The sequence below is a fragment of the Pelorhabdus sp. sgz311001 genome (genome assembly GCF_055901755.1).
In genome coordinates this window covers 352183-369063 of the sequence record NZ_JBVXUT010000005.1, presented here as the reverse complement: position 1 = coordinate 369063, position 16881 = coordinate 352183, and the positions used below count along the sequence as shown (strand labels likewise).

The following is a 16881-nucleotide window of genomic DNA, read 5'->3' as shown; positions in this document are numbered from 1 at the left end:
CATAAGATTCAGTGACGATAGCTATGGGGTTCCACCTGTTCCCATCCCGAACACAGAAGTTAAGCCCATATACGTCGAAAGTACTTGGCTGGCGACGGCCTGGGAGGATAGATAGTTGCTGATTTATTCCTTGATAGCTCAGTTGGTAGAGCAATCGGCTGTTAACCGATCGGTCGTAGGTTCGAGTCCTACTCAAGGAGCCAAATTTCCAAGATCAACTGTGATACGCAGTTGATCTTTTTTTGTAAAATAAGTCTTACTTTTGTCCTTAAATACAAGACCTAAAATGCTAGGCTGACTTCTTAGAAATACTTGTTGCTTAAATTTTTCTTTTTATGTACAATAGGTATGAAAAGAAGCAAAGAGTGAAATTATTCACGTTTGCTGGAGGGAGTATTATGGTTCGAGTCGAGATTTGTATTGGCAGTGCCTGCCATTTAAGGGGAGCCAATAAAGTGCTGCAAGCCTTAAAGAACTTGATGGAGAAACATGGTATTGCACATGAAGTAGATGTGAGAGGACACTTTTGCGAAGGACGTTGTACGGAAGGCGTTATACTAAAGATTAACGGAGAATTAATTACTAATGTGAGACCTGATAAGGTACAGCAATTGTTTCATGAAAAGATTCTCGGAGGTGCAAAATGACTCTGATAACAACAGAGCAGGTCAATTGTCAGGATTGCCATCGGTGTGTTCGTTCTTGCCCGGTTAAAGCGATTGGAATTGAAAAGAGTCATGCAAAAGTTTGGGATGAACGATGTATTTCCTGTGGACGCTGTGTTGTAGAATGTCCACAACAAGCCAAACAGGTAGAAAATCAGGTTGATGCTATAAAAAAAGCGTTGTACAACGGTGAGTATATGGTTCTCTCCTTAGCACCTTCTTTTGTGGCTGCATTTCCTGAATACTCATTGGAACAGTTGCTCTTGCGCCTTCATGCTCTAGGGTTTAGTGTGATTGAGGAAGCTTCTATTGGGGCCGAAATTGTATCAAACCACTATAGTAAACTATTAGAAAAGGCTACAAAACCGGTTATTTCAGCTTGTTGTCCAGTGATTGTGAATATGATTACCCATTATCATCCTTCACTAGTAGACTGTCTGGCTCCGGTTGTTTCCCCTATGGTTGCCCATGGGCTGCTTTTACAACAAAAATATGGACCTAAGGCACAGATTGTCTTTGCAGGTCCCTGTATTGCTAAATTGGAGGAACAAAAGGAGAGTAAGGCCATTCACTATGCTCTTACGTTTGTCCAACTGAAAGAATGGCTTTCAGAAGTAAAAGCAGGTGCTTTATTTTCCGATAAACCAGTCGAGTTGAATGGGCTTGCTTACGAAAAGGCGCGTTATTTTCCTTTATCAGGCGGTATTTTAAAATCTTTCCTTACTCACGATGAAATGGATTTAGAAATCCTCTCGATAGATGGAGTGCAGCAGTGTAGTGAAGCTTTTAAAGCGATGGAGGCAGGCGAAATTGCGCCGCGCTTTGTCGAAGCGCTTGCCTGTCGCGGCGGTTGTATTAATGGTCCAGCCAGTGGTACTACCCTTAGTCTTGCTGCGCGAAAAGCACGGGTAGTTGAATATGCGAAAAAAGGATCTAGGCAGCATATTATTTATGAAGAACAGCTCTATGATTTTACAAGAAAGCATGAAGCAAGGCCGATTATTCAGAAAATGCCCGATTCTTATGAGATCAAGAAAATTTTGCAGCAAACAGGTAAATATTCGCGGCGTGATGAAAAAAACTGTGGCGCTTGTGGCTATAATTCCTGTCGTGATAAAGCGATTGCTGTGTATCAAGGAATGGCTGAAGTGGAAATGTGTGTGCCCTATATGCGAGCTAAGGCCGAGTCTTTCGCCAATATTATTGTAGACAATTCACTTCATGGCATTTTAGTCATGAATGAGAACTGTGTTTTACAACAATGGAATCCTGCGGCGGAAGAATTATTTGGCACCTTGATTCCTCTAGCCGTTGGGTTGAATCTTGCCACTGTGATGGATTGTAGTGCTTTCCAGGAAGCTTGGCATACGGCAAATAAGATCATGGCAAGACGGATTGAGTACGCTCATTTGGCTCTTGTAACGGAACAGATGATTTTACCTGTACCCAAACATGGTCTAATTATTGCTATCATCAGCGATGTTTCCGTAGCGGAACGAAAACAACAAGAATTGGCTGATTTACGAGAAGATACAGTACAAAAAGCAAGTGAGATTATTAAAAAACAGATGCATGTCGCCCAAGAAATTGCCGGACTGTTGGGCGAAACCACAGCAGAAACCAAGGGAGCTTTACTGGAGTTGATCGATGTGTTAAAAGCGAAGGGGGAAAGGTAATGCAGTCCCTTTATGCTGAAGTCGCTGTTCATCAGTTAGCGAAAGAAGGCGAAGAACTTTGCGGCGACCGCGTGGAGATTGTACGGACGCCAGACTCGACGATTATCGTTTTATCGGATGGATTGGGAAGTGGGGTCAAGGCTAATATTTTGGCAACGATGACCACAAAAATTGCTGCTTCCTTGTTAAAGCGGGGCATTGCGTTAGATGAAGTTGTCGATACCATAACGGAAACTTTACCTGTTTGTAAAGTCCGAAAAATTGCTTATTCTACGCTGCATATTATTGAGATTCACGCCAGCGGTGAGACGACGGTTATTGAATTTGACTCGCCACCGACTTTTTTGGTTCGTGGGCGCCATGTCTTACCTTTTCCTACTAAAGAAAGAAGCGTCGGGAATAAAACGATTAAGATAGGCCAGATGCTTTTGACGGAGACGGATGCACTTTTAGTCGTTAGCGATGGTGTTATCCATGCTGGTATTGGGGGACTATTAAGTCTTGGCTGGGGCTGGCAGGGCGTTTGCGACTATGTAAAAGAGCGATTGCAGGAAGATACAGTAGGCGAAGCGGAGCAGTTAACGGCAGAAAGAATCAGTCAATTTGTTATTGATGCCTGCGATGGTTACTATTTAGGTAAACCTGGCGATGATACGACTGTAGTTACAGCTAAGTTACGCTATCCTAGAGAGCTTGTTTTATTCACAGGACCGCCTGCCCGAGAACAGGATGATGAAAAGACGGTACAACGCTTTTTACGCCTGCCTGGCAAAAAAGTGATTTCTGGCGGGACAACGGCAAATATTTTTAGCCGCATTACTTGTCGTCCACTTTCTGTTGATCTTAATTACTATGATTCGGAAGTGCCACCAATTTGTTATATTTCAGATATTGATCTTGTGACAGAAGGTGTGTTAACCTTAAACAGGGTTGTAGAAAAGTTGGCAACAGGTCGTCGTCAGCGGGGAAAAGACGGAGCGACTTTACTTGCCAATCTGCTTTGGGAAGCTGATACAATTACGATTTTAGCAGGAAAAGCAGTAAATCCAGCCCACCAGAACCCGAACTTTCCCGGACATATTCATATTAAAAGTCAAGTTGTAGAAAAGTTAATTGAACAATTAAAAGCAATGGGAAAGCATGTGGTTGTGGAATGGTTGTAAAAGTATTTAATAAGGTAGGAGATGACAAGTATGGCCGATAATAATAAAGTATTGATAGAGATTTGTCTCGGGACTTCTTGCCACCTGTTAGGTGCCGAAGATGTATTGGATGCAGTAAAACGATTGCCCCCAGAAAAACAGGAAAAGATTCAATTGGAAGCTGTAACCTGCTTAAAGAATTGTGGCAAAGGGCCAAATGTAAAAGTCAATGGATTGCTTTTATCTGATGTTACGCCAGAAAAACTTCTTGGTGTAATTGAAGAACATATAAATAAATTAGGGGTCTAAGAGGAGGAGCAGAATGGCTCAAGTAACTGAAGTTGGAAAGATTAGAAGAAAGGTTTTTGCAGAAATTGCAAAATTAACCTATGAAGGAACTCTTTCCGAAAAGGTAGATGAAATTATTCAAACTGTAGTAACCGAAGATGGTCCGCGCTATCGTTGCTGTGTTCATAAAGAACGGGCTGTGTTGGCTGATCGTATAAAAATAGCTTTAAGTCAGCCTCAAGATGTGGATTTACATGAAGCGGCAAAACACGCTTTGGCCGGTGAAATGGCTGATCTGCCGATTGTGAATGTTATGCCAGAAGCTTGTGATGGCTGCCCCATAGATAAATTTATTGTTACTGACGCTTGTCGCAATTGCGTTGCTCATAACTGCATTAACAGCTGTCCTAAAAATGCGATTATGGTTGTGCAAAATAGAGCATACATTGACAAAACGAAGTGTGTTGAATGTGGTATGTGCAAACGCTCTTGCCAGTATGGTGCGATTATTGAAATCAGTCGTCCTTGCGAACGCGCTTGCGATATTAAGGCGATTAAAGCAGGACACGATCGGAAAGCGGTGATTGATTCCGAGAAATGTGTTAGTTGCGGTGCATGCAAAATAGCTTGTCCTTTTGGCGCTATTTCGGATCGTTCGATGATTGTTCAAGTGATTGAAAAAATGAAAACGCATAAGGTTGTAGCGATGCTTGCACCCGCTTTTATCGGCCAATTTGGTCCGAAAGTGCGGACCGGGCAAGTCATTGAAGCAATGAAGCAACTCGGCTTTGCTGAAGTTTATGAAGCATCCTTCGGCGCGGATATTGTAGCAATTGAAGAAACGAAAGAGTTTCTTGCTGTGAAAGATGAACAACCATTCCTAACGACATCATGCTGCCCTGCTTTTGCGGGAATGGTCAAAAAACATATGCCTGATATTGCGAGCAATGTTTCGACAACAGTATCGCCAATGGTTGCGACTGGTCGGGTAATTAAACATGCTGAACCTGATACCATGGTCGTCTTTGTGGGCCCTTGTATTGCGAAAAAGGGCGAAGGCCTTGCAAACAGCGAATATATTGATTTTGTTCTGACCTTTGAAGAAGCTGCGGCTATGATGGTTGGTAAAGGCATTAATGTAGCGGAAATGACTGATAGCGAGTACGTGTCGATGGCGTCGCGCGATGGCAATGTTTTTGCTCGGGCTGGCGGAGTTATGCAGGCTGTATTAGGAACTGTCGGTGAACTCGCGCCGGAAACGGAAGTAAAAGGACAGCGCAGTGAAGGTTTAGGCGAGTGCAAAATGACGCTCTTAAAAATGAAAACTGGCAAGCTAGAAGCGAATTTCTTTGAAGGAATGGCTTGTTTAGGCGGCTGCGTTGGCGGTCCAGGAACTTTAGCAGATCTTCGCGTAACGACTAAGTTAGTTGATAATTATGCGGCTACATCACCTTTAAAGGTTTCACCGGAAAATCAAAAAGCCGTTGATGAAATTGAAAAATCAATCAGTTTCCACCATCACCACGAGTAACTGTTCACTCTAGTATCTTTGCGGGGAGATTTGTCTATCAGGCAAGTCTCCCTTTTCTTTTAAGGGTAAATTGACAAAGCGGCGGGAAAACCTGTATACTATTTCTTAGACGTTCGAAAATGTGAACCGAGATAAATAAAGTGTAAGTAAATGATCAGGCGGCTTTAGATAGCACGTTTAAAGTTGCCTGCTTAACCATGTCTGAGAGGAGATTTATGCATGTCAGGACATTCTAAATGGGCTAATATTAAACACAAAAAGGGAAGAATGGATGCTCTTCGCGGCAAAGTCACGACGAAGATTAGTCGGGAGATTACCGTAGCAGTACGTATGGGTGGAGCTGATCCTACCGGAAATATGCGTTTAAAACTTGTACTGCAAAAGGCGAAAGCAAATAATATTCCGAAAGAAAATATTCAAAGAGCAATCCAAAAAGGGCAAGGCGGTTTAGATGGCGCCAATTATGAAGAAATCGTATATGAAGGCTATGGCCCTGGCGGCGTAGCTGTTATGATTGAGATTGTAACTGATAATCGGAACCGTACAGCGGCTGATATTCGTCACATTTTTTCCAAGAATGGCGGGAATCTAGGCGAAGGCGGCTGTGTTGCCTGGATGTTTAAGCAAAAAGGACTATTTGTAATTGATGCAGCTGGAAAAAGTGAAGAAGATTTAATGATGCTGGTACTTGACGCTGGTGCGGAAGATATAAAAACAGAAGACGAATCGTTTGAAATTATTACAACGCCAGAAGATTTTGAAGCCGTTCAAAAGGTTTTGGAAGAGAATCAAATTGAATGTGAAGCAGCGGAAATCGCCATGATTCCAGAAACGACAGTGGATTTGCCGGAAGACGACGCAACGAAAATGATGCGGTTGCTTGAAGTTCTGGAAGAACATGATGATGTGCAAAATGTATATTCAAACTTTAATATGCCTGATGATGAGGATGAAGAATAAAGTTTTGCCAGATTTTTTCAGTCTATGTATAAAACAGTAAAAATATGGTTATGACTAAGGCAACACAAAACAGAAGGAGTGTTTTTGATGTTGCCTTTTTTTCAGTCTCCTAAGCGAAGGTTCTATTTAGGCTTGAGTCTGCTTATTTTTAGTTTTATACTGGCTTTTTCTTTATATATATTTCCACTTTGGCAAAGAGAACAGCAAGATCTTTTCTTTTTGCAGACTGTAAAGCAAGACGGTAAGATCAAGGTTACGGAGAATACGGAGATTACTCAGACCATTCATTATACAAAATGCGGCGATGAGGAAGTATTTCGTACAACACCGACAGAAAATCTATTGGGAATGAATTATGAGCAAATTGCAAAGATGTATCCGAATTGGACTATTGAGCAATTTGACAGTGATAAAATTATGCTGAGCCTAACGGTAGATAGTTACTGCCGAGAACATGCCAACAATATGTTTATTGGCTTAAATGGGGAGTATGTCGCTGTTTTTTATGGAAAACCCGGCGATAAAGCGATTGTAAAAGAAACGACAAAGATTGCTGCAAGCTCTCTTATGCCGCAAGATGTTGCAGAACTGCAGCAAGGCATTGTTGTACAGACGCGGGAAGAATTGATGCGAACATTAGAAGGGCTTCAATCGCGCTGAGTCAATCGGCAGAAACGGGTTATGGCAACCCGTTTTTTTCTTTTGGAGGAGCTGTTAGCGGCTTTGTCGAATATATTTTCGCAGGAAAGGGGCGAATGGTAAGAAATGATTACACTTGGCATTGACCCCGGGACCGCTATTTGCGGCTATGGGATTATCGAAATGGTTGGAAATCGCTATAAGGCGATTGCTTATGGCGCAATCCAGACAAGCCCCAAACTAGAACAAGCAGAGCGATTGAAGATTATTTATCATGATTTACAGGAAATTATCCAGACCTACCAGCCTGAGTGTATGGGCGTGGAAATGCTCTTTTTTAATAAAAATGTGACAACGGCCATTACCGTAGGTCAGGCACGGGGCGTTGTTCTGTTAAGTGCGGCACAGCAGAATCTTTCTATTTGCGAATATACGCCGTTGCAAGTAAAACAATCTGTAGTAGGTTATGGCAAAGCGACGAAAGAACAAGTTATTTATATGACGCAAAAATTATTGAATCTGCCGAAAAAGCCACATCCTGATGATGTGGCCGATGCTTTGGCTATTGCGATTTGCACGGCTAATTGTCAAAGCAGCCGCGGCGTATGGGAGAAGCTGTTATGATCGGGTATTTGAAGGGACAGATTTCACATTTATTTACGGACTATTGTTTTATCGATGTGCAAGGGGTAGGGTATCGAGTTTTTATTCCCTTATCAACAAGGCAGAAGCTGTCGGTAGGACTTACCGCTACGCTGTTCACTTCGTTGCAAGTCAGGGAAGATGCTATGTTGCTCTACGGCTTTTTTACACAATCTGAGTATGATTTGTTTCTTCACTTGACGTCTGTTTCTGGTATTGGTCCCAAAGTGGCGCTTAGTGTTTTATCGGTGATGAAACCAGAGGAAGTTCAAGCTGCCATTAGCCAGAAAAATATAGCTTTGCTTACTAAAATTCCCGGAATCGGTAAAAAGACGGCAGAGCGGCTGATCCTAGAATTGAAAGATAAATTAGGCGCTTTAGAAACGGATGAAGAATTATTAGCTGCTGGCGATGAATTGACCGATCGTGATGCCTACAGCGAAGCGTTGGCAGCGTTGGCCGTTCTTGGTTATAGTCATAGTGAAAGTATGGCTGCCTTGAAAAAAATCGCGCCTAAAGGCCTCCCTGTAGGGGAAATGATTAAAGAAGCATTGAAGGAACTTTCCAGGAGGTAACTATGGAAGAACGTATGCTAGGCGGCGGTGAACAGGAAACTGATAAATGGCAATATAGTTTACGACCGCGTCGCTTGCAGGAATATATTGGACAAGAACAAGTAAAACAGAATTTAGAAATCTTTATACAGGCAGCGAAAACACGTCAGGAAGCGCTTGACCATGTATTGCTTTACGGTCCGCCGGGGCTTGGTAAAACGACACTGGCCAATATTATAGCCAATGAAATGGAAGTCAGCGTCAGAGTGACTTCCGGACCAGCTATTGAACGGCCTGGCGATCTTGCGGCGATTCTAACAAATCTTAGTGAAAATGATGTATTGTTTATTGATGAGATTCATCGTCTTTCCCACTCGGTCGAAGAAATACTCTATTCTGCTATGGAAGATTTTGCCCTTGATATTATCATTGGTAAAGGTCCTAGCGCTAGATCTATTCGTTTGGATTTACCGCCCTTTACCCTGGTAGGAGCTACGACAAGAGCGGGCGCTCTAGCTTCGCCGCTTCGCGATCGTTTCGGCGTAGTGTGCCGCCTTGAATACTATAAGGAAGCAGAACTGACTTATATTGTGGAAAGAGCTTCAGAAGTCCTGGGAATTGGTATAGACAAGCAAGGCGCCGTAGAAATTGCCCGTCGTTCGCGCGGCACGCCTCGTGTTGCCAATCGGCTGTTAAAGCGGGTAAGAGATTTTGCCCAAGTCACTGCTGATGGCGTGATTACCGTAGAAGTTGCTGACTTGGCGTTGCAGCGCTTGGAAGTCGATTCATTAGGTCTTGACAAAACGGACCGGAAAATGCTGCTCACGATTATTGAAAAATTTGGCGGCGGACCTGTAGGTCTTGACACGTTAGCTGCTTCGATTAGTGAAGAGACGGAAACGATTGAAGATGTTTACGAACCTTATTTGATGCAAATCGGTTTTTTAAATCGTACGCCGCGCGGACGAATTGTGACAGGCGCTGCTTATGAGCATCTGAAGATAGCGAGACCTACGGAAGATGCTAAGAAGATTAATTTATGGTAAGAGGTGACTGAGTTTGAAAGTACTGCTTCATATTTGCTGCGGTCCTTGCTCTATTTATCCGATACATTTTTTACGAGAGCTTGATGAGTTTATTACCGATCAGGCCGATGTAACAGGCTATTTTTATAATCCCAACATACATCCCTATAAAGAATTCAAACGGCGGCTTACTACAGCTCGCGAATATTTGCAGAAAATTAAGCTGAATTTTATCGTTGACGATACTTATGATTTGCCCTTATTTTTGACAGGCGCGCTTACGGCTGAACCAAGTCGTTGCCATTTCTGCTATGAAATGCGTCTTAGAAAAGCGGCACAAGTCGCGAAGGAAAAAGGGTTTGACGCCTTCACTACATCGCTTCTTGTGAGTCCATTTCAAAAGCACGAATTAATTAAAGAAATCGGTGAAAGAATTGCCGAAGAAGAAGGCCTTTTGTTTCACTATATTGACTTTCGACCTGGCTGGGATGAGGGGGTTGCTGAGAGTCTGGAGTTAGAGCTTTATCGTCAGCCATACTGCGGCTGCATTTTTAGCGAACAGGAGCGTTATCAAAAAAAGAAGAAGGTGAAAGCATGAGCGGCGCCGATTTTTCCTCTATTGGAAAAATGCTGATGGTGGCGGGCTTTGTCATGCTTGTGATTGGCGCTATTCTTACTTTTGGCGGAAAATTTTTGCCGCTGGGGCGTCTGCCTGGCGATATACTAATTCAAAAGGAAAATTCGAGTTTCTTTTTTCCCATTACTACATCAATTGTGCTAAGTATAGTATTGACGGTAATTTTAAATTTGCTGTCAAAAAGGTGAGGATGGTTCGATGAAGCAATATATTTTCTGTCTCGTCACGTTTGTTTTGCTTTTAGGCTGGATCTGTCCTCAGCAGGCTGTTGCAGCAAAAGGTACGGAAGAAAGTGAAATACCTGCAATTCGCGTGGGAATTTGGTCAAATCAACCTAACTTATTAGTCAATACAGATACGGATTTTAACATTATTGATGCCGATACGGCCCAACGATTAGGACGTTACGGCTCTGGGGACCGAGTTGCTATTGGTATCAAGGACGGGGTAATTACTCTAAATGGAGTCAAGGTCAAGGCAACTAGTTTGGCAATTACTGTCGATGAAGACGCCACGAAACATCCGATCGAAGTGAATCGTAAAAAATATCGCGGTACAATGGAGTTTCATCGAACCCATAATAAATCTGGTTTGACGGCAGTGAATACCTTGTCAGTGGAAGAGTATCTTTACGGTGTTGTTCCCAAAGAAATTTCACCGGAATGGAATCGCGAGGTTTTAAAAGCCCAAGCTGTTGCCGCAAGAACGTATGCCATGGCTAATATGCGTAAGTTTGCCAGTGATGGCTATGATGTTTGTCCGACAACAGAATGTCAAGTCTATGCCGGTTTAAATAGTGAAGCCGTTCAGACGAATCAAGCCGTTGATGAAACAGCCGGTCTCGTTCTTACGTATCAAGGAAACCCAATTTCGGCTGTTTTTCATTCGAGTTCCGGCGGACGTACGGAAGATAGTGAAGCCGTGTGGGGAACTGTTACGCCTTACTTAAAGAGTGTCATCGATTATGATCAAAAATCGCCGAATTATTCTTGGGAAAAGCGGTTTACGGCAGCACAAGTCGATACAGCCTTGAAACGGGGCGGTTGTCAAATTGGTCATATTCAAGCTTTTGAGTTGTCAATTTTGAAAGAGAAAGCGAAGAGTTCAGTTGGAGAAACCGCTGTTGATAGAGGTATATCAGGACGGTTGAAAGATTTACGATTGATCGGTTCAGCTGGTTCATTAGAGCTTAGCGGCAATAAGTTTCGTTCGCTGTTAAATTTGCCAAGCACGCTGTTTGATATTCAGATCATGGTAGCGAGTCCTGAAAAACTGGAATTTGATATTTCCGGCGATTATGGTTCGGCAACGAAAGAAGTTCCGGCGAAACTACCGATGTTTCCGCAACGAAAAAATCCTGGCGATGGCGAGAATATTCGTCGGCTGTTGAATGATCCGAAAGAAGTGATTGTAATTCGCGGCTACGGCTATGGTCATGGACTTGGCTTATCACAATGGGGGGCTAAAGCTATGGCCGATAAAGCCCCTGTAAGCGATTCTTTTTATTTTCGTCAAATCCTCAAGCATTACTATCAAGGGGTAGAGATTACTAAGTTTTATTAAAAGGAGACTTTTTCGTGCAGTTATCAGATTTTGATTACGATTTGCCGCTTGAATTGATTGCTCAGCATCCTGTGGAGCCGCGTGATGCATCGCGGCTTTTGGTATTAGACCGAGCGAAGCGCTCGTTAGAGCATAGTCAGTTTGCTGCTTTGCCGCAATATTTTAAATCAGGTGATGTTTTAGTATTTAATGATACGAAAGTTATGCCAGCAAGACTTATGGGTACTAAAGAAGCTACTGGCGCGCATATTGAAGTATTGCTGTTAAAGCGGTGTAGCGGTGATGAATGGGAAGTTCTAGTGAAACCTGGCAAAAAGGCAAAGCCTGGCACGAAGATTGTTTTTAGCGATGAGCTTTGCTGCGAAGTACTTGAAACCACCGATTTTGGCGGACGTATCGTTCGGTTTGAATATCAAGGAATTTTTGAAGAAATTCTTGATCGCTTAGGGGAAATGCCTCTTCCTCCTTATATTACGGAACGGCTGTCTGATAAAAACAGATATCAAACCGTATATGCCAAGCAGGAAGGTTCGGCTGCGGCGCCGACAGCGGGGCTTCATTTTACGCCCGCTTTGCTCCAACAGCTCCAACAGCAGGGCGTGGAATGCCTTTTTGTGACCCTCCATGTGGGGTTAGGGACATTTCGACCTGTTAATGTAACCGAAGTAACAGAACATAAAATGCATAGTGAATATTACTCAATTACTGAAGAGACTGCTGCTAAGCTGAACCAAGCGAAAGCAGCAGGGCGGCGCGTGTTTGCTGTAGGTACAACAGCTGTTCGTACCTTAGAAACAGCAGCTAAAGATAAAAGGATTACAGCAGGATCTGGCTGGACTGATATTTTTATTTATCCTGGTTATGAATATCAAATGATTGACGGTCTGATTACGAATTTTCATTTGCCAAAATCCACGTTGCTGATGCTTGTGAGTGCCTTAGCAGACCGGGATTTTATTATCGCAGCTTACAAGGAAGCTGTAAAAGAGCGGTATCGTTTTTTTAGCTTTGGCGATGCTATGCTGATTCTTTAAAAAGAGAGGAACAATGAAATGCCAGCAGTAACTTATGAGTTAATTAAAGAGTGCTCGAAGACCGGCGCTAGAGCGGGGAAAATTCATACGCCCCACGGAACTTTTGATACACCAATTTTTATGCCTGTCGGTACGCAGGCTACGGTAAAAAGCATGTCGCCGGAAGAACTGAAGGATATGGGCGCAGGGATTATTTTAAGCAACACCTATCATTTGTTTTTGCGTCCTGGTCACGACCTTGTTGCTGAGGCCGGCGGACTGCATAAGTTCATGAATTGGGATCGCGGTATTTTAACTGACAGTGGCGGTTTCCAGGTATTTAGTTTAGGCGCTTTACGTAAAATTACGGAAGAGGGCGTTCAATTTCGTTCGCATATTGATGGTTCCAAGCGCTTTTTGTCGCCAGAGGTAGCGACCGAAGTTCAGCAAGCCTTAGGTTCTGATATTATTATGGCTTTTGATGAATGTGTGCCTTATCCGGCAGATTTTGCTTATGCAAAAGCTTCCACTGAACGAACAACTCGCTGGGCGAAACGCTGTAAAGAAGCGCTCCACCGCGAGGATCAGTCTTTATTTGGTATTGTTCAAGGCGGTATGTATAAGGAGCTACGTAAACAAAGCGCCGAAGAATTAGTTGAACTTGATTTTCCCGGCTACGCTCTCGGTGGTCTCAGTGTAGGCGAACCAAAAAGTATGATGTATGAATTGCTTGAATATACAACGCCTTTTTTACCGAAGCATAAACCTCGCTATCTTATGGGCGTGGGAACGCCGGATTGTTTAGTAGAAGGCGTTATGTACGGAATAGATATGTTTGATTGCGTATTTCCAACTCGCGTCGCGCGAAATGGTACGGCTATGACTTGGACAGGGCGGCTTGTTGTAAAAAATGCGGAATATGCCCGCGACTTCCGCCCTATTGATGAACATTGCGGCTGTTATGCCTGCCGTAACTTCTCTCGTGCGTATATTCGCCATTTGTTAAAGACTGATGAGATTTTTGGGCTTCGCCTTACTACGACGCATAATCTTTATTTTTTAATTGACTTTATGCGGCAAATGCGTCAGGCAATTATTGAAGACCGTTTTGTTGCCTTTCGCGATCACTTTTGGCAGATTTATCAAGCCTAATAGAGGAGATTTTAAGACTTTGTGGAACCTTATTAAAGGAATTGATACGAAGAATAGGGGAGGTGGAACTTTTGTCAGAAGAAATTCAACAGATGGTGCTGCAATTTTGGCCCATTGTGCTGATGGTTGTTATTTTTTATTTTCTACTCTATCGTCCACAGCAGAAAGAACAAAAGAAGCGTGCTGAAATGCTTGATTCGTTGAAAAAAGGCGATCGCATTATTACCAGTGGCGGTTTATATGGCACGATTACCGGTTTTACTGATAAGAAAATTACAATCAAGATTGCTGAAAGAGTAGAAGTAGATATTACCCGTGCTGCCGTTGCTGGTATGCAAACAGACGAGAAAAAATGATGCTGGATAAACGTACGCTTCGTAAAAATTTATTGCAAATACGCAGAAATATTTCACCAGAGCAACGCATTTCTGTCAGTCAATCGATCCAACAGACTCTTTTGGAGTGGCCTGTTTTTCAGCAAGCTTCCGTTATTATGGCTTATATGGCCATGAAAGACGAGGTTTTGCTGAAAGGCGTGATTGACGCTGCTTGGCAGCAAGGCAAATGTGTGGCTGTTCCGAAAATGACAGCAGAATCTGGTGTAATGGAAGCAATTTCTATCCAGATGGATACAAAGTGGCAAAGCGCCGCTTTTCATATAGCCGAACCAGTGTCCGGCCGTTTGCTTGATCCGAAAGCAATTGATTTAATTTTGCTCTCTGGTGTAGCTTTTGACCGTAAGGGAAATAGACTGGGAATGGGCGGCGGTTATTATGACCGGTTTTTAAAACGCGCTGATAGAGCGGTGACTGTAGCTGTAACTTTTGACAGTCAGCTCGTTGCGACAATTCCGGTAGAATCATACGACCATTCCGTCGACTATATTGCAACTGAGACAGGACTTTTTTCTTGTAAACTTTAATGGACGGTGAAAGGCAAAATGTAGTATATACTATATTTTGCCTTTGTCTATCTGCGCAAAGCGAGGCAGGAAATGAGCCGATGAGGAGAGATTAGGCGTGGAAGTAAGGATTGGCGTTGCCAGAACCAATAAATATGCCAATAGCGAATGTGGCGACAGTGTCGAGACGGTAGAGCGGCCCCGCGGCGGCATTAGTGTGATTTTGGCTGATGGACAAGGAAGTGGCAAACCAGCTAAGATTACAAGCAGTTTAGTCGTGAATAAGGCGTCGTCACTCATAGCTGATGGTGCGCGCGATGGTGCTGTGGCCCGGTCTGTTCATGATTTTCTTTATGCAGTAAAAGATGGCAAGGTTTCGTCTACTTTAACGATTTTGTCAGCTGACTTAGAAAGTCAAACGGTTGTTTTTTGCCGCAATTCTAACTGCCCTGTTTTAGTTAAGGCCGACTATGGTATTGACGTGTATGATCAAGATATTCCTTCGATCGGCGTCCATAAACGGATGAAGCCGCTAGTGCATGAAATGCCCTTGTCTGTGGGAATGATTTTACTATCTTATAGTGACGGAATTCAGGCAGCTGGACGTAAGCGGGGGAAAACTTTTGATATTGGCTATATTTTGCGTTTGCTAGCGGATTGTGGCGCGCAAGATGTGGATTTTATTGCGCAAAATATTTTAGAGTATGCCTTGGATCTAGATGATTACCGACCTGGTGATGACATGACTGTAGCAGTTCTTGGCTTGTCAGATGAGGAATCAGGTCATTTGATTCGACGAATGAATATTGTCTACCCTTATTAACAACTATAGAGGAGTGAAAGCTATGCGAATTGCCGTGACAGGTGTGTGTGCTTCCGGTAAAACCACGCTAGTAAATTCCCTGAGAAATCATGCGGTAGAAGCTTATAATATTGCCCAGGAACATTCTAATATACAAACTTTGTGGCAAAAGAAAAATCCCGATATTTTGGTTATGCTTGATGCCACGCTTCCTTCAATTCGCCGTCGCCGCAAAGTTGCTTGGGGACAGGAACGACTCATTGTACAAAAGCAGCGTTTGGCCCATGCACGACAGCATGTTGATTTATTTATCCAGACCGATGCGTTAACGAAAGAAGGCGTGGCCAAGTTAGTGCTTATTTTCTTACAACACTTTAAACGAGTGAAGGCCTAAAAATTTCCAATGGTTGACAGGTACAGGACGGGAAAGATATAATTAATTTTATGCGATAACAGAATAGATTGGGGGAAACTTACTTGCGGTGGGGTCATTTTATGAAATTTTCAATTGCGTCTCTCGCTATTGTACTTGTGTTTGCCTTCTTTATTAAGCCTTTGGCTTTTTCGATTAAACAAGGCCTTGATTTACAGGGCGGGACGCATGTAGTTCTGGAGGCAGAGGACACACCAGAGGCGCAGGTTAATGAAGATGCCATGCAGCGTGTGGTAAAAATCATTGAGCGTCGTATTAATGAATTAGGTCTTACCGAACCGATTATTCAACGACAGGGAGAACGGCGCGTCATAGTAGAACTTCCTGGCGTTAAAGATCCGGAAAAAGCCATTGAACTTTTAGGCAAGACGGCTTTGATGGAGTTTCAAGATGAAAGCGGTACGACTGTGTTGACAGGAAAAGATTTAAAAGACGCTAAGGCTGAAATTGATCAGCAAAAGCGAAATCTTGTCGCTATTGAGTTTACTGATGAAGGAACAAAAGCCTTTGGTGACTTGACGGCAAAAAATGTGGGTAAGCATATTTCTATTTTATTAGATAAACAAGTGCTAACAAGCCCTGTTGTTAATGAACCGATTCCTGGCGGCAAGGCAATTATTACTGGTAACAGATCCATTGAAGAAGCGCAAAACCTGGCAATTTTGCTTCGTTCTGGTTCATTGCCTGTAAAAATGGATATTATGGAAGTACGGACAGTCGGTCCGACTTTAGGGCAGGATTCCAAAGATAAAAGTATTATTGCATTTGGGATTGGTATCGCTGCTATCGTTTTATTTATGATTCTTTTCTATCGTTTATCAGGTGTTGTAGCCAACATTGCCTTAATGATGTATGTCATTTTGCTGCTGTTTGGTCTTAAAATGCTCAATGCAACATTAACTTTGCCAGGTATTGCTGGTGTTATTCTGTCAATCGGCATGGCTGTTGATGCCAATGTATTGATTTTTGAACGGTTTAAAGAAGAAATCCGCGAAGGAAAAACACTAAGAACGGCCATGGATCTTGGGTTTCATCACGCCTTTGCGACGATTCTGGATTCTCACATGACGACACTTGTCTCCGCGATTGTGCTCTTTTTCTTTGGCACAGGAACTGTTAAAGGTTTTGCTGTTACCTTAGGGCTTGGCATTATTTTAAGCCTCTTTACAGCCGTTACGGCTTCACAGTTCTTACTGCGCTGGCTCATGAATGCCAATTTGATTAAAAATAGCAAAGTCTTTGGGGCGTAAGGGGTGAG

General features: G+C 43.0%; 20 protein-coding genes, 1 tRNA gene and 1 rRNA gene. All 22 read left to right on the top strand.

What is annotated here, in order from left to right; genetic code table 11:
* The first annotated feature begins 7 nt into the window (after positions 1–7).
* The 22 genes from rrf (at position 8) to secD (ending at position 16873) form a co-directional block, all read left to right on the top strand.
* Positions 8–124: ribosomal RNA gene (rrf, locus tag AC0MXB_RS14635) — 5S ribosomal RNA — on the top strand.
* 3 nt (positions 125–127) lie between these two features.
* Positions 128–203 (top strand) — tRNA-Asn (locus tag AC0MXB_RS14630).
* A gap of 195 nt (positions 204–398) precedes the next feature.
* Positions 399–647 (top strand): (2Fe-2S) ferredoxin domain-containing protein, encoded by a 249-nt coding sequence (locus AC0MXB_RS14625; RefSeq protein WP_474040453.1) that lies wholly within the window; start codon positions 399–401, stop codon positions 645–647.
* Entirely contained in the window at positions 644–2341 is a 1698-nt protein-coding gene (locus tag AC0MXB_RS14620; protein WP_474040452.1) for a [Fe-Fe] hydrogenase large subunit C-terminal domain-containing protein, read from the top strand. The genes AC0MXB_RS14625 and AC0MXB_RS14620 overlap by 4 nt, the downstream gene beginning before the upstream one ends.
* Positions 2341–3504: a SpoIIE family protein phosphatase gene (locus AC0MXB_RS14615; RefSeq protein ID WP_474040451.1), complete on the top strand. Its 1164-nt coding sequence runs from the start codon at positions 2341–2343 to the stop codon at positions 3502–3504. The genes AC0MXB_RS14620 and AC0MXB_RS14615 overlap by 1 nt, the downstream gene beginning before the upstream one ends.
* Positions 3505–3534: 30 nt before the next feature.
* A complete protein-coding gene (locus AC0MXB_RS14610; protein ID WP_474040450.1) occupies positions 3535–3792 on the top strand; it encodes an NADH-quinone oxidoreductase subunit NuoE family protein in 258 nt (85 codons plus the stop codon).
* A gap of 13 nt (positions 3793–3805) precedes the next feature.
* The gene (locus tag AC0MXB_RS14605) at positions 3806–5302 is read left to right on the top strand and encodes a 4Fe-4S dicluster domain-containing protein (RefSeq protein ID WP_474040449.1); all 1497 of its coding nucleotides are present in this window, start codon (positions 3806–3808) and stop codon (positions 5300–5302) included.
* Positions 5303–5521: 219 nt separating this feature from the next.
* Positions 5522–6262, top strand: coding sequence for a YebC/PmpR family DNA-binding transcriptional regulator (locus AC0MXB_RS14600; RefSeq protein WP_474040448.1), 741 nt, complete (start codon positions 5522–5524; stop codon positions 6260–6262).
* An 87-nt stretch (positions 6263–6349) separates the two neighbouring features.
* The gene (locus AC0MXB_RS14595) at positions 6350–6922 is read left to right on the top strand and encodes a BofC C-terminal domain-containing protein (protein WP_474040447.1); all 573 of its coding nucleotides are present in this window, start codon (positions 6350–6352) and stop codon (positions 6920–6922) included.
* Positions 6923–7027: 105 nt separating this feature from the next.
* Complete coding sequence (ruvC, locus tag AC0MXB_RS14590) at positions 7028–7525, top strand: crossover junction endodeoxyribonuclease RuvC (RefSeq protein ID WP_474040446.1); 498 nt, start codon at positions 7028–7030, stop codon at positions 7523–7525.
* Positions 7522–8118, top strand: coding sequence for a Holliday junction branch migration protein RuvA (ruvA, locus tag AC0MXB_RS14585; RefSeq protein WP_474040445.1), 597 nt, complete (start codon positions 7522–7524; stop codon positions 8116–8118). Before ruvC ends, ruvA begins: the two co-directional genes overlap by 4 nt.
* A 2-nt stretch (positions 8119–8120) precedes the next feature.
* Positions 8121–9143, top strand: a complete 1023-nt coding sequence (gene ruvB / locus AC0MXB_RS14580; protein WP_474040444.1) for a Holliday junction branch migration DNA helicase RuvB — start codon at positions 8121–8123, stop codon at positions 9141–9143.
* Between the two features lie 13 nt (positions 9144–9156).
* Positions 9157–9720 (top strand): epoxyqueuosine reductase QueH, encoded by a 564-nt coding sequence (locus tag AC0MXB_RS14575; protein WP_474040443.1) that lies wholly within the window; start codon positions 9157–9159, stop codon positions 9718–9720.
* Positions 9717–9947: a DUF2905 domain-containing protein gene (locus AC0MXB_RS14570; protein ID WP_474040442.1), complete on the top strand. Its 231-nt coding sequence runs from the start codon at positions 9717–9719 to the stop codon at positions 9945–9947. Before AC0MXB_RS14575 ends, AC0MXB_RS14570 begins: the two co-directional genes overlap by 4 nt.
* A 10-nt stretch (positions 9948–9957) precedes the next feature.
* Positions 9958–11322, top strand: coding sequence for a SpoIID/LytB domain-containing protein (locus AC0MXB_RS14565; protein WP_474040441.1), 1365 nt, complete (start codon positions 9958–9960; stop codon positions 11320–11322).
* Between the two features lie 14 nt (positions 11323–11336).
* Positions 11337–12356: a tRNA preQ1(34) S-adenosylmethionine ribosyltransferase-isomerase QueA gene (gene queA / locus AC0MXB_RS14560; protein ID WP_474040440.1), complete on the top strand. Its 1020-nt coding sequence runs from the start codon at positions 11337–11339 to the stop codon at positions 12354–12356.
* An 18-nt stretch (positions 12357–12374) separates the two neighbouring features.
* The gene (gene tgt, locus AC0MXB_RS14555; RefSeq protein ID WP_474040439.1) at positions 12375–13487 is read left to right on the top strand and encodes a tRNA guanosine(34) transglycosylase Tgt; all 1113 of its coding nucleotides are present in this window, start codon (positions 12375–12377) and stop codon (positions 13485–13487) included.
* A gap of 62 nt (positions 13488–13549) precedes the next feature.
* A complete protein-coding gene (gene yajC, locus AC0MXB_RS14550; protein ID WP_474040438.1) occupies positions 13550–13843 on the top strand; it encodes a preprotein translocase subunit YajC in 294 nt (97 codons plus the stop codon).
* On the top strand, positions 13840–14409 hold the full coding sequence (locus tag AC0MXB_RS14545) for a 5-formyltetrahydrofolate cyclo-ligase (RefSeq protein WP_474040437.1): 570 nt from the start codon (positions 13840–13842) through the stop codon (positions 14407–14409). Before yajC ends, AC0MXB_RS14545 begins: the two co-directional genes overlap by 4 nt.
* Positions 14410–14506: 97 nt before the next feature.
* A complete protein-coding gene (locus tag AC0MXB_RS14540) occupies positions 14507–15211 on the top strand; it encodes a PP2C family protein-serine/threonine phosphatase (RefSeq protein WP_474040436.1) in 705 nt (234 codons plus the stop codon).
* Positions 15212–15233: 22 nt separating this feature from the next.
* The gene (locus tag AC0MXB_RS14535) at positions 15234–15584 is read left to right on the top strand and encodes a hypothetical protein (protein ID WP_474040435.1); all 351 of its coding nucleotides are present in this window, start codon (positions 15234–15236) and stop codon (positions 15582–15584) included.
* A 101-nt stretch (positions 15585–15685) separates the two neighbouring features.
* A complete protein-coding gene (gene secD, locus AC0MXB_RS14530) occupies positions 15686–16873 on the top strand; it encodes a protein translocase subunit SecD (protein WP_474040434.1) in 1188 nt (395 codons plus the stop codon).
* The last annotated feature ends 8 nt before the right edge of the window (positions 16874–16881 follow it).

Excerpts from the sequence above, each read along its gene's own strand:
- AC0MXB_RS14625 (WP_474040453.1), top strand. The coding sequence starts at position 399 with ATGGTTCGAGTCGAGATTTGTATTGGCAGTGCCTGCCATTTAAGGGGA.
- AC0MXB_RS14620 (WP_474040452.1), top strand. The coding sequence starts at position 644 with ATGACTCTGATAACAACAGAGCAGGTCAATTGTCAGGATTGCCATCGG.
- AC0MXB_RS14615 (WP_474040451.1), top strand. The coding sequence starts at position 2,341 with ATGCAGTCCCTTTATGCTGAAGTCGCTGTTCATCAGTTAGCGAAAGAA.
- AC0MXB_RS14610 (WP_474040450.1), top strand. The coding sequence starts at position 3,535 with ATGGCCGATAATAATAAAGTATTGATAGAGATTTGTCTCGGGACTTCT.
- AC0MXB_RS14605 (WP_474040449.1), top strand. The coding sequence starts at position 3,806 with ATGGCTCAAGTAACTGAAGTTGGAAAGATTAGAAGAAAGGTTTTTGCA.
- AC0MXB_RS14600 (WP_474040448.1), top strand. The coding sequence starts at position 5,522 with ATGTCAGGACATTCTAAATGGGCTAATATTAAACACAAAAAGGGAAGA.
- AC0MXB_RS14595 (WP_474040447.1), top strand. The coding sequence starts at position 6,350 with ATGTTGCCTTTTTTTCAGTCTCCTAAGCGAAGGTTCTATTTAGGCTTG.
- ruvC (WP_474040446.1), top strand. The coding sequence starts at position 7,028 with ATGATTACACTTGGCATTGACCCCGGGACCGCTATTTGCGGCTATGGG.
- ruvA (WP_474040445.1), top strand. The coding sequence starts at position 7,522 with ATGATCGGGTATTTGAAGGGACAGATTTCACATTTATTTACGGACTAT.
- ruvB (WP_474040444.1), top strand. The coding sequence starts at position 8,121 with ATGGAAGAACGTATGCTAGGCGGCGGTGAACAGGAAACTGATAAATGG.
- AC0MXB_RS14570 (WP_474040442.1), top strand. The coding sequence starts at position 9,717 with ATGAGCGGCGCCGATTTTTCCTCTATTGGAAAAATGCTGATGGTGGCG.
- AC0MXB_RS14565 (WP_474040441.1), top strand. The coding sequence starts at position 9,958 with ATGAAGCAATATATTTTCTGTCTCGTCACGTTTGTTTTGCTTTTAGGC.
- tgt (WP_474040439.1), top strand. The coding sequence starts at position 12,375 with ATGCCAGCAGTAACTTATGAGTTAATTAAAGAGTGCTCGAAGACCGGC.
- AC0MXB_RS14545 (WP_474040437.1), top strand. The coding sequence starts at position 13,840 with ATGATGCTGGATAAACGTACGCTTCGTAAAAATTTATTGCAAATACGC.
- AC0MXB_RS14535 (WP_474040435.1), top strand. The coding sequence starts at position 15,234 with ATGCGAATTGCCGTGACAGGTGTGTGTGCTTCCGGTAAAACCACGCTA.
- secD (WP_474040434.1), top strand. The coding sequence starts at position 15,686 with ATGAAATTTTCAATTGCGTCTCTCGCTATTGTACTTGTGTTTGCCTTC.